Below are 11,791 nucleotides of genomic sequence, written 5' to 3'. Positions count from 1 at the left end.
ACAAAAAACTTATGATAGGATTCTATCTATATGTAATTGTCTGTACTGTGCAAGCTGAATGATTTCTTCGGTATCAGCTATTTTTACTAGTGGGCGTGTTGGAGATTTTCCATCCACAAATAGAATTTCTGCTTCTCTACCATCAGACAGTCTAACTTTATCTCCTGATGAATATGTAATAATACTAGAACTAATCGATTTTATAATGTTAATATCAAATTTTCCAAAACTATCTTCTATAATCATTTCTAGTACCTTAAAAGGGGATTGTTTGCTGCGATATAATCTCTCAGAAGTCATCGCATGGAAAATATCTGCAAGGGCGATAATTTTTGCGTATTCATGTATTTTTTGCGATTTTTCTCCCAATGGATACCCGCTTCCATCTAATCTTTCGTGATGTTCAAGGATAGCAATCTTAACATCTTTTCTTAAAACAGAAATATTCTGTACCATTTTATAGCTAAAAATGGTATGTTTCTTCACTTCCTCGTACTCATGGCTAGTTAACGATGTTTTTTTATTTAATATAGAAGGGTTGATTTTTGCCATACCACAATCTGCAAGACAACCTGCCAGGGCAAGCTGTAGCCATTCACCTTTTTCTAGGTTTGTCTTCTTCCCGATATATCCGCTTATAACTCCAACAGCAACTGGATGCTGGTACATATAATCTTCTTTTGTAGAGAAATGATGTAAATTGAATACTTCAGAAGGGTAAATCTCCATTTTCTCTAAAAGTGGTAATAATAGTGCCCTAATTTTACTTATATCTATTGGAAGTCCAGATTGCCATGAATGAAATTCCTTTTTATATTGATTAACGGATTGTAAAAATAATTCCGTGAATCCAAGTCTTTGTCTTGTTTCGTTAGCATCTATGTCATAAGGAAGAAACGGGACTCCATTAACAAGTATTCTTTCAACCTCTACTTCACGAATCATAAAAGCCTTTAATACATTAATTAGCGATGCTGTGATAATTGTTTTCTTGGTTATAATGGGTCGATTTGTTTTACTAAATACATCTACTGATAGAATACAGCCCTCTTGGATATCTTTTATATTTACTCGCAAGGAACACACCCCAATAATCTCTCATTTACTATTTAGTACTATTTTACCAAAAAAGAGGAACGCTTTTGGCGTTCCTCTAAAATTTATTTATTCTACATCTTCTTTTTCTGCACTGACGGGATCAGTTGTTGTTTCACTTTCTTCACTTTCTTCACTTTCTACTATTTCTTCTATTTCTTCTTCTTCCTTCTCCACTTTTGCAACTGTGGCGACGAATTCATTTTCATTTTCTTTTATATTTATAAGCTTAACACCTATTGTATTTCTTCCCATTGTTGAGATTCCATCAACATCGATTCGGATTAGAACCCCACCAGTTGTAATAAGCATGAGATCTTCTTCACCAGTAACAGCTTTCATGGAAACAAGGTCGCCGTTTTTATCGGTTATATGGCACGTCTTAATTCCTTTTCCGCCCCTACCTTGAACACGGTATTCCGGTGCTGGTGTTCTCTTTCCATATCCATTCTTAGTAACTATAAGTATGTTTGTATTTTCCTCAAGCACTTCCATACCAACAACTTCATCATCACTTCGTAATGAAATACCTTTGACACCTGTTGCAGTTCTCCCCATGGATCGTACATCCGTTTCTGGGAAACGAATTAACATTCCTTTCTTCGTACCAATGATAATCTCTTTGCTACCGTCTGTAAGTCTGGCAGAAATAAGTTCATCACCTTCGCGAAGATTTATTGCAATTAAGCCGTTATTTCGAATGTTTGCAAAAGAAGTTAAAGGTGATCGCTTCGAGATTCCTTCTTTTGTGGTAAAGAACAAATACCAATCATCTACGAATTCTACTACAGGGATAATAGCATTTACCCATTCTCCCTTTTCAATTCCCAAAAGGTTAATAATTGGAATCCCTTTAGCAGTACGACTATATTCAGGGATCTCATAGCCTTTGGAACGGTACACCTTGCCCTTATTTGTAAAGAATAAGATCGTATCATGGGTTGATGTACTTATAAGATGTTCAACAAAGTCATCTTCGTTTGTTCCCATCCCTTGAATACCCCGTCCACCTCTTTTTTGCGAACGGTACGTAGAAACAGGCAATCGTTTAATATAACCGTTATGTGTTAACGTGATCACGATATTCTCGCGTGGAATCAAATCTTCATCTTCAATATTTTCTAATCCACCTGTAACGATTTCCGTTCTACGCTTATCGTTAAATCGCTCTTTAATTTCTGTTAACTCTTCGCGTATAATTTCTAAAACTTTCTCTTCGTTTGCAAGAATAGCCATTAATTCAGCTATAAGTTTCATAAGATTTTGAAATTCATCTTCAATTTTTTCTCTTTCCAACCCAGTTAAGCGTTGCAAGCGCATATCAAGGATTGCTTGAGCTTGCTTCTCTGATAAATTAAAGTTTGACATTAACCCTTCTCGGGCAATATCCGTTGTTTGTGAGCTTCGAATTAAAGTTATCACTTGATCTAGATGGTCTAAAGCAATTCTTAAACCTTCTAGAATATGGGCACGAGCTTTAGCTTTTCTTAATTCAAACTCGGTCCTTCTACGGATTACAACTTTTTGATGATCTAGATAGTAAACTAAGCACTGTTTGATGTTCAATACTTTTGGTTCACCATTAACAAGGGCTAGCGTATTTATACCAAAGCTAGTTTGTAACGCTGTATGCTTATACAGGTTATTTAAAAGAACATTCGCATTGGCGTCTTTACGAACTTCTATGACAATTCTCATACCTTTACGGTCTGATTCATCTCGTAAATCGGTAATTCCATCAATTTTCTTATCTCTTGCTAATTCAGCTATTTTTTCAATAAGTCTAGCCTTATTAACCTGATAAGGAAGTTCATTTACAATAATAACTTCTTTACCATTTGACTTTTGTTCAATATCTACTTTTGCACGTAAAGTTATAGATCCTCGACCTGTCTCATATGCCTTACGAATACCACTTCGCCCAAGAATTAATCCACCTGTAGGAAAATCCGGACCAGGGATAATCTCCATTAACTCTTGAGTAGAAATATCAGGGTCTTTACTAATGGCTAAAACACCATCAATAATTTCTCCTAATTGATGCGGGGGAATATTCGTAGCCATACCTACAGCGATTCCAGTTGTCCCATTAACTAAAAGATTTGGAAAGCGTGCAGGAAGAACAACAGGTTCCTTTTCTTCACCATCATAGTTATCTTGATAATCAATTGTATCTTTATTAATATCTCTAAGTAATTCCATTGAAATTTTAGACATACGTGATTCTGTATAACGCATTGCAGCTGCGGAATCACCATCAACAGAACCGAAATTTCCATGGCCATCTACAAGCATATAGCGATAATTAAAATTTTGCGCCATACGTACCATAGTTTCATAAACAGCTGAATCTCCATGTGGGTGATACTTACCGATAACATCCCCAACAATACGTGCCGACTTTTTATACGGTTTATCTGAATGCATTCCAAGATCATGCATCGCATAAAGAATACGACGATGTACTGGCTTTAAGCCATCTCGAACATCTGGAAGAGCCCTAGAAACAATAACACTCATGGCATAGTCTAGAAAGGATGTTTTCATTTCCTGACTTATATTAATTTCTTTTACTTGAGAATTTGGTGTCTCATCCATATTTAGATACCTCCATTTTGAAAAACTTCATAGGTAAAGCTTGTACGTGTTTATAAGCTAAAAGGAGGATAGTGGTCAAACCTCTATCCTTTAAAAAGAAAGTCTAACGTCTAAATTGTTAGATCGTCCTACTAATCAAGTTATGTTCGGGCTAACGCTAAATATCTAAGTTTTTCACATATTGAGCATTGGCTTCAATAAAATTACGTCGTGGTTCTACTTTGTCACCCATGAGCATTTCAAATGTCTCATCAGCTTCAATTGCATCCTCTAAATTCACTTGAAGCATTGTCCTAGTAGCTGGGTCCATCGTTGTTTCCCATAATTGCTCAGGGTTCATTTCACCAAGACCTTTATAGCGTTGAATATTAGGTTTTGGTTGACTTGGTAATTCTGCGAAAATTCGATCAAGTTCTTGACTATTATAAGCATACTCGATCCGTTTTCCCTGCTGAACTTTATATAATGGCGGTTGGGCTATATAGATATATCCAGCCTCAAGAATTTGTCTCATATATCTGTAAAAGAACGTTAATATCAATGTCCGAATGTGAGCACCGTCGACATCCGCATCTGTCATAATGACAATTTTGTGGTACCGAGCTCTTGAAATATCAAAATCCTCGCCAATTCCTGTTCCAATCGCAGTTATCATTGCTCTAACTTCATTGTTTGAGAGAATTTTATCTAGACGAGCCTTTTCAACATTTAAAATTTTCCCACGGAGCGGTAGAATTGCTTGGAAATGACGGTCCCTTCCTTGCTTGGCTGAACCACCCGCTGAGTCACCCTCAACGATATAAATCTCACTGATGGCTGGATCTTTTGAAGAACAATCAGCTAATTTCCCAGGTAAACTAGAAACCTCCAACGCACTTTTCCTGCGTGTGAGCTCTCTTGCTTTTTTAGCAGCCATTCTAGCTCTTGCAGCCATTAATCCTTTTTCAACAACTTTTTTGGCTACAGTTGGATTTTCCATCAAGAATTTTTCAAGATGACTAGCAAAGACAGCATCGGTAATGGTTCTTACTTCAGAATTACCTAATTTTGTTTTTGTTTGTCCTTCGAATTGTGGATTAGGATGCTTAACAGAGATAATAGCTGTCAATCCTTCACGTACATCTTCTCCAGAGAGATTTGCATCGTTATCTTTAAAAATCCCATTTTTCCGTGCATAGTCATTAATTACTCTTGTTAAAGCTGTTTTAAAACCCGATTCATGTGTTCCGCCTTCATACGTATGAATATTATTAGCGAAGGAATAAATACTTTCTGTGTAGCCTTCGTTATATTGGAGAGCAACTTCAACTGTTATTCCATCGCGTTCTCCCTCTAAATAAATGGGATCCTCATGAACAACTTCCTTCGTACGGTTTAAATGCTCAACATAAGATTTAATACCGCCCTCGTAAAAATACTCATTATGTTTATTTTCAACTCGTTTATCATCAATCGTTATTTTAATCGCCCGATTTAAAAAGGCTAGTTCACGAAGGCGAGTTGCGAGAGTTTCATATTCATATTCTAATGTTTCTGTGAAAATTTCCTCATCAGGAACAAAATGTGTTGTTGTCCCTGTATGGTCGGTATCGCCAATTATCTTTAGGTCTGCTACAGGGACACCACGTTCAAACTGTTGGTAATGAATATGTCCATCCCGATGAACATAAACCTCAAGCTGTTTAGACAATGCGTTTACAACTGAAGCGCCAACACCATGCAGCCCTCCGGATACCTTATATCCTCCACCGCCAAACTTACCACCGGCATGAAGAACTGTCATAATAACTTCAACAGCTGGTCTACCCATTTTTTCCTGTATACCAACTGGAATCCCACGACCGTTGTCTTTAACCGTGATACTGTTATCTTTCTCAATAATAATATTGATTTCATCACAGAATCCTGCTAAAGCCTCGTCAATACTATTATCGACTATTTCCCAAACGAGATGATGTAGGCCTTTTCCACTTGTCGATCCAATATACATACCAGGTCTTTTTCTGACTGCCTCGAGTCCCTCAAGAACCTGTATTTGATCCGCTCCGTAAGCCTCTTCCTGGAGTTCCTTTTGTTCCATTGTCACTTTTGTTCACCTACACTTTCTTTACTAGGGTCTACTACATACATTGTTTTGAAATAATGGTGAAGAGCAGTTGCTCACACCGCCTTATGCTGGCTTAATTAATTAAATTATAAAATTCCTCATGTTAGAATGTGAGGTTTTAGCATCATAGGCGTTTTGAATTAAAAGTCTTGTATATTCATTTGACTGGAGCGTCTTTTTAATGTTCCAGAAGCAAGGGGAGATAGATAAACTTTGTCACTCGTAATCACAATCGATTTAAATGGATTTTTGGAAAGATTAATTAAATTCCCTTCATGACGCTTTAAAAACTCTTCAATCAATGATGAAGAGTTGACGCTCTCTTTATCCAAAATGGAAATGACATCCTTTGCCCTGACATTCAGGTCTTCTCCAATATGAATATACATATCACACCTCAGGTAATTTTATTAATCGCTCCAGACTCCACCAAAAAAGTCGAAGCTTCTCTCAAGGTTTGATGATTAATTCCCTCAACACTTGTTGTTGTAACAAATGTTTGAACCTTACCCTGAATGGTATTTAATAAATGGGATTGACGATAATCATCTAATTCAGATAAAACATCGTCAAGAAGTAAAATTGGATATTCGCCAATTTCAGAATGAATTAATTCAATTTCGGCAAGTTTTACTGATAGGGCAGTTGTCCGTTGTTGACCTTGCGATCCAAACGTTTGAATATCCCTATTATTGACAGAAAATTGTAAATCATCACGGTGTGGACCAAACAACGTCGTTCCACGTTCGATTTCCCTCGTTTTAACTTTGTTAAATTTTTCCTCAAAGCATGCTATCATTTTCGACAAATCTTGTTCTTCTAATACATCCACTGAAGGTTTATATTCAATTTTCAGTTCTTCTAATCCTCTTGAAATACCTTTGTGAATAGGCTTAGCCCAATTTTCAAGCAAGTGAAGAAACTCAAATCTTTTGGAAATGATTTTTACTGCTGTTTGGATAAATTGCTCGGTTAGTACTTCAAGCATCGTTTGATCGGTTTGTTTTTTTATTTGCAGCATTTTTAAAAAATGATTGCGTTGTTGAAGTATCTTTTGATATTGACTCATATCATGTAAATAAATAGGGGACACCTGGCCAATTTCCATATCAATAAAACGGCGTCTTACTTGTGGACTGCCTTTTACGAGATTGAGATCTTCCGGAGCAAACATCACAACATTCATATTTCCAACATATCGACTTAACTTTTGTTGTTCAATATGGTTGCACTTTGCCTTTTTCCCTTTTTTTGAGATGATCAGTTGCATTGGTAAAGAACCAAATTGTTTAAGGATTCTACCTTCTATTTTAGCATAGTCTTCATCCCAGCGAATAAGATCTTTATCATTTGAAGTACGGTGCGATTTTGCCATAGCTAAAACATAGATGGATTCCATCACATTGGTTTTCCCTTGAGCATTTTCACCTAAGATGACATTTACTTTATTTTCAAAGGAAATATTCAATTCATCATAATTACGATAATTTTTTAAGGCTAATTGCTCGATATACATGGTATTAGCATCCTTTAGCTACTTGGTAATCAAAAAAGCTGAAGCTAGACAATCAAAAACTCACCAAAGCCCTTAATCTGAACTTTGTCTCCAGCATAAAGCTTTCTTCCTCTTCTTTGATCTTGTTCCTCGTTTATAAGAATGGTATTTTCACTTAAAAACCATTTTGCCATTCCACCTGTTTGAATGATATCAGCAAATTTAAGAAATTGCCCTAAGGTTATAAATTCCGTTTCGACCTTTATTTCTGTAGGCATTAAAGTTCACCCTTTCCTGAAATGGTCTCTAAAACTTTATTTTACTAAATAATCCTTCTAGATACAAAGAAAACCATGGAGAAACAAAAAAAGAATTGATTTAAACTGAAAAAACCACCTTTTATGGCAGCTTTTTAGTTTTTGACTTTTAGAATTTTTTTTAGCTAAGCAGATTTAATATCCGAAAATTCTGCTAGTGCATAAGGGCATTTTTCTTAGTATGTTCTCACTGGTAAAATTAATTGCAAAATCGATTCATCATGAAGTGGTCCGATTAAGAATGGACGCATTGCGCCTGTGAAACTTATTTTAATATCGGTTCCTTCTAATGCCTTGAGAGCATCCATCATATATTTCGCACTAAAGGATATCTTTAGTTCTTCACCCTCAATTGATTGAGTTTGAATCTCCTCAATAACCTTTCCAACTTCGGGTGTGTTAGAGGATATCTCAATAATACCGGCTTCGACGGTAGACAATTTAACAACGTTATTTCTTCCCTCGCGGGCAAGTAAAGAGGCACGGTCTATTGCATGTAAAAATTCCTTTGCTTTTACAGTCACATTTGTTTTGCTTTCACTTGGTATAAGCCTAGAAGTGTCGGGATAGTTTCCTTCTAACAATCTAGAGAAGAATAATAAATGCTTTGCTTTAAACAGTACTTGATTTTCAGTAATGACAATATCAATTAATTCATTTGAGTCATCAATAATTTTACTTAACTCATTTAGACTCTTTCCTGGAATAACGACATTATATGATTCGTTATTTTCCGTTTCAATTTTTGCTTTTCTCATCGCGAGACGATGGCTGTCTGTTGCAATACAGGTTAACTCATTGTTTTCAATCTTCCAGTTGACACCTGTCAAGATGGGGCGTGTTTCTGAGGTGGACACTGCAAAGACAGTTTGTCGTATCATTGCTTTTAATAAATCATTTTCCATATGAAATTTGTTGTTTTCTTCAATTTGTGGAAGGTGTGGGTATTCTTCAGCATCAAGACCATTAAGATTAAATTCTGATTTTCCATATCGAATAACAGTTTGTAGGTGATTTAATACTTCCATTTCGACAGTTTCAGTAGGTAATTTTTTGACAATTTCACTAAAGAACTTTGCTTGAAGTACGATGGCACCTGTTTGTTTAATCTCGACAATTTCATCTCCATTTTCTTCTCTAGGAATGAAAGATTCAATTGAAATATCAGAATCACTGCCAGTTAATGTGACTCCATCCGTGGTTGCAACTATTTTTATCCCTGTAAGGATTGGGATCGTTGTTCTTGATGTCACAGCTTTCATTACATCTTGTACACTTTGAACTAAACGATCTCGTTGGATAATAAATTTCATGAAATCGATCCTCCGTTTTAGTCTATTTTAAAGTTGCTTTATATATTATATTAGAATTTAAAAAAATAGTAGAAGTACTAGTAGGGCCTGTTAGTATGTGGATAACGTATTTATTTCAAAGGAAACACAGTCTATCCACATGTGGATAGACTGTGTATAAACAGAGCAAAGTTATTCACATAAAATACTAGACTTTTAAAATCTCATGTATCTCTTTTACTTGTCTTTGTAATTGCGAATCGGTCTGAAGAAGTTTTGAAATTTTTTCATGGGCGTGAATAACCGTTGTGTGATCCCTTCCCCCAAATTCCTCACCAATTTTAGGCAAAGAATAATCTGTTAGCTCCCGTGATAAATACATAGCAACTTGCCTTGGAAAAGCAACAGATTTCGTTCGTTTCTTTGCCTTAAAATCCTCAAGTTTAATACTATAATGTTGGCCGACAACCTTTTGTATCTCAAGTATAGTAATGATTCTTGGCTTCGAACTAGGGATGATATCCTTTAATGCTTCCGCAGCCAGATCTGCATTAATATCTTTATTGATTAAAGATGAATAGGCGACAACCCGAATTAATGCTCCCTCAAGTTCCCGAATGTTTGTATCAATTTGATTAGCAATATAAAGCATGGCTTCATTAGGTATATCTAAACCTTCTGCCCTGGCCTTTTTCCTCAGTATAGCAATCCTTGTTTCCAAATCTGGAGGAGTGATATCTGTAATTAAACCCCATTCGAAACGGGACCTTAGTCGATCTTCTAATGTTGGTATTTCCCTTGGTGGCCGGTCACTTGAGATTACAATTTGTTTACTTTCATCGTGAAGGGCATTAAACGTATGGAAGAATTCTTCTTGAGTTGATTCTTTTCCAGCTAAGAATTGAATATCATCTATCAATAAAACATCCACATTTCGATATTTATTGCGGAATTGAACTGCTTTATTGTCCCTGATTGAGTTAATAAACTCATTTGTAAACTTTTCTGATGATAAATAGACCACTTTTGCTGAAGGATTATGTTCAATTACATAATGACCAATGGCATGCATTAAGTGGGTTTTACCTAAACCAACGCCTCCATAAATGAATAAAGGGTTATAGGCTTTTGCGGGCGCTTCAGCAACTGCAAGGGATGCAGCATGGGCAAATCTGTTTCCTGAGCCAATTACAAATGAATCGAACAAGTATTTAGGATTTAACATATTTTGTGGAAAATCAACTTGTTCATCATCCTTTTTACTCCTCTTTGGAGGCAAAGGTAAATCAGGTTCTTCTTCACTTTGGTTTTGTGGAATAATAAATTTGGCAGTAAGTTCTTCGCCAGTTATCTCATATAAAATTCCAGCAATTAGTTGCGAATAGCGCTCTTCCAGCCAGTCACGGGCAAATTCATTAGGGGCTGTTATAATAAGCAAATTGCCTTGAAGAGAATGAGCCTTTGTTGACTTAAGCCATGTTTCAAAGCTAGGTTTGCTGATCTTTTTCTCTATGTTTCCAAGCGCCGTATTCCAAAGATCTGCAATGTTTTCCAAACGAGTATCCCTCCTTTTTGTAGAAATGTAAATGTATCCGTTAAGTTTGTAGGATTTATTTAAACAATCCCTACTTTTACAAATGCCTTTTTGTCCATTAGCATACTTAAATTTGGCACGAATAATACAGGTTTTTAACCCTCTAAATCCTATAATTTTATAAATATACAGAGTAATGAATGTGGAAAAATATATATATAAGAAAAGGAGTGAAGTTTCGACACTATCCACTTGTTGTGGACAAGTTTCTACAGTGTGGATGAATAACCTATCCACAGGTTATCCACAAAATGTGGATAACCTTTATTTATGATCGAGTTATTCAGAGTGAAAACACAAATATAATATCAAAAATTTGCAAGAGGCGCAATGTTTTTCGAAAGTTTATCCACAACCATGAGATTGTGTGTATGTTATTTGTCCACAACCTAATGATTTGTGAAAAACCTGTCGATAAATTGTGAAGATGGGGGAATTTGTCGATTTTTTTATCCACAGGGGGAAAAAAGTACGTTTTGTTTGTTCTAAGGTTAGTGTGTTAGACAAACTTTGAATTGTTAAATTTAGACTTTCTATTAAAACCTTTGAAAAAAATTTGAAAATAGGGCATAATATGTTGAGAGTGGTTGACAATTTTAAGTAGTCGTCTTTATAATAGTTAAGACTGTCTGTAACAGCTATTCCTCAGGGAGGTGTCATATAGTGAAAAGAACTTATCAACCTAATAAAAGAAAACATAGTAAAGTACACGGTTTTCGTAGTAGAATGAGCTCATCAAACGGACGTAACGTCTTAGCTCGTCGCCGTCGTAAAGGAAGAAAAGTATTATCAGCATAGACCACTGAAACGTCTCAGTGGTCTTTTTTCTCATAAAGGGACTTTTACCAGTGGGAGAAATAATCATCAATCTATTGGATGATCCAAAAACTGAGGGTGTTTTTCCATGAAAAAAGAATTTCGAATTAAAAAAAATAAAGAATTTCAAGAAGCATTCCAAAAAGGTCGATCATTCGCAAATAGGCAGTTTGTCATTTATGCTTTGCGAAAAGAGGAACAGGTATCTTTTCGAGTGGGCCTTTCAGTTAGTAAAAAGGTTGGCAATTCCGTGATAAGAAATAAAATTAAAAGGTATATAAGACAATCTATTTTCGAATTGAATGATTTGATTTATACTGGAAATGATTATGTGATTATAGCTAGGAAACCTGCGGCTGACATGGACTTTTTTGAAGTAAAGAAAAGTTTGACGCATGTTCTTAAAGTTGGCAAGGTTTTAAAGAAAGAGAATGTTGGTCATATAAATAGGGGAGTTTAAGCACTTGCTTAAATTCC

10 protein-coding genes are annotated in these 11,791 nt (G+C 35.7%); 2 read left to right on the top strand and 8 right to left on the bottom strand.

Going from position 1 to position 11,791, the window contains the following annotated elements; genetic code table 11:
* Window positions 1-9: 9 nt before the first annotated feature.
* The 8 genes from RCG20_RS11335 to dnaA form a co-directional block, all read right to left on the bottom strand.
* On the bottom strand, window positions 10-1,077 hold the full coding sequence (locus RCG20_RS11335; RefSeq protein WP_374120460.1) for an HD-GYP domain-containing protein: 1,068 nt from the start codon (window positions 1,075-1,077) through the stop codon (window positions 10-12).
* An 87-nt stretch (window positions 1,078-1,164) separates the two neighbouring features.
* Window positions 1,165-3,693: a DNA gyrase subunit A gene (gyrA, locus tag RCG20_RS11330; RefSeq protein WP_308180280.1), complete on the bottom strand. Its 2,529-nt coding sequence runs from the start codon at window positions 3,691-3,693 to the stop codon at window positions 1,165-1,167.
* Window positions 3,694-3,850: 157 nt separating this feature from the next.
* Entirely contained in the window at window positions 3,851-5,773 is a 1,923-nt protein-coding gene (gene gyrB / locus RCG20_RS11325; protein ID WP_308184327.1) for a DNA topoisomerase (ATP-hydrolyzing) subunit B, read from the bottom strand.
* A gap of 167 nt (window positions 5,774-5,940) precedes the next feature.
* The gene (gene remB / locus RCG20_RS11320) at window positions 5,941-6,189 is read right to left on the bottom strand and encodes an extracellular matrix regulator RemB (RefSeq protein WP_308180279.1); all 249 of its coding nucleotides are present in this window, start codon (window positions 6,187-6,189) and stop codon (window positions 5,941-5,943) included.
* Window positions 6,190-6,197: 8 nt separating this feature from the next.
* Window positions 6,198-7,316, bottom strand: coding sequence for a DNA replication/repair protein RecF (recF, locus tag RCG20_RS11315; RefSeq protein ID WP_308180278.1), 1,119 nt, complete (start codon window positions 7,314-7,316; stop codon window positions 6,198-6,200).
* A 44-nt stretch (window positions 7,317-7,360) separates the two neighbouring features.
* Entirely contained in the window at window positions 7,361-7,573 is a 213-nt protein-coding gene (gene yaaA / locus RCG20_RS11310) for a S4 domain-containing protein YaaA (RefSeq protein ID WP_308180277.1), read from the bottom strand.
* Window positions 7,574-7,788: 215 nt separating this feature from the next.
* Entirely contained in the window at window positions 7,789-8,925 is a 1,137-nt protein-coding gene (dnaN, locus tag RCG20_RS11305; RefSeq protein WP_308180276.1) for a DNA polymerase III subunit beta, read from the bottom strand.
* A gap of 187 nt (window positions 8,926-9,112) precedes the next feature.
* Entirely contained in the window at window positions 9,113-10,459 is a 1,347-nt protein-coding gene (gene dnaA, locus RCG20_RS11300) for a chromosomal replication initiator protein DnaA (RefSeq protein ID WP_308180275.1), read from the bottom strand.
* A gap of 702 nt (window positions 10,460-11,161) precedes the next feature.
* Here dnaA and rpmH point away from each other — a divergent pair.
* Together rpmH and rnpA are read left to right on the top strand one after the other, a co-directional pair.
* Window positions 11,162-11,296 carry a 50S ribosomal protein L34 gene (gene rpmH / locus RCG20_RS11295; protein ID WP_074033983.1) on the top strand — a complete coding sequence of 45 codons (135 nt, stop codon included), beginning with the start codon at window positions 11,162-11,164 and terminating at the stop codon, window positions 11,294-11,296.
* A 106-nt stretch (window positions 11,297-11,402) separates the two neighbouring features.
* Entirely contained in the window at window positions 11,403-11,774 is a 372-nt protein-coding gene (rnpA, locus tag RCG20_RS11290; RefSeq protein WP_308180274.1) for a ribonuclease P protein component, read from the top strand.
* The last annotated feature ends 17 nt before the right edge of the window (window positions 11,775-11,791 follow it).

Origin of the sequence: Neobacillus sp. PS3-40 (assembly GCF_030915485.1) — a bacterium.
Classification (GTDB): Bacteria; Bacillota; Bacilli; order Bacillales; family Cytobacillaceae; genus JAUZPL01.
This window is presented reverse-complemented; position numbering and strand designations above follow the sequence as displayed.

What these genes read in the sequence shown, in the direction of transcription:
- recF (WP_308180278.1), bottom strand. Translation starts at nt 7,316, where the DNA reads ATGTATATCGAGCAATTAGCCTTAAAAAATTATCGTAATTATGATGAA.
- rnpA (WP_308180274.1), top strand. Translation starts at nt 11,403, where the DNA reads ATGAAAAAAGAATTTCGAATTAAAAAAAATAAAGAATTTCAAGAAGCA.
- gyrA (WP_308180280.1), bottom strand. Translation starts at nt 3,693, where the DNA reads ATGGATGAGACACCAAATTCTCAAGTAAAAGAAATTAATATAAGTCAG.
- yaaA (WP_308180277.1), bottom strand. Translation starts at nt 7,573, where the DNA reads ATGCCTACAGAAATAAAGGTCGAAACGGAATTTATAACCTTAGGGCAA.
- dnaN (WP_308180276.1), bottom strand. Translation starts at nt 8,925, where the DNA reads ATGAAATTTATTATCCAACGAGATCGTTTAGTTCAAAGTGTACAAGAT.
- remB (WP_308180279.1), bottom strand. Translation starts at nt 6,189, where the DNA reads ATGTATATTCATATTGGAGAAGACCTGAATGTCAGGGCAAAGGATGTC.
- gyrB (WP_308184327.1), bottom strand. Translation starts at nt 5,773, where the DNA reads ATGGAACAAAAGGAACTCCAGGAAGAGGCTTACGGAGCGGATCAAATA.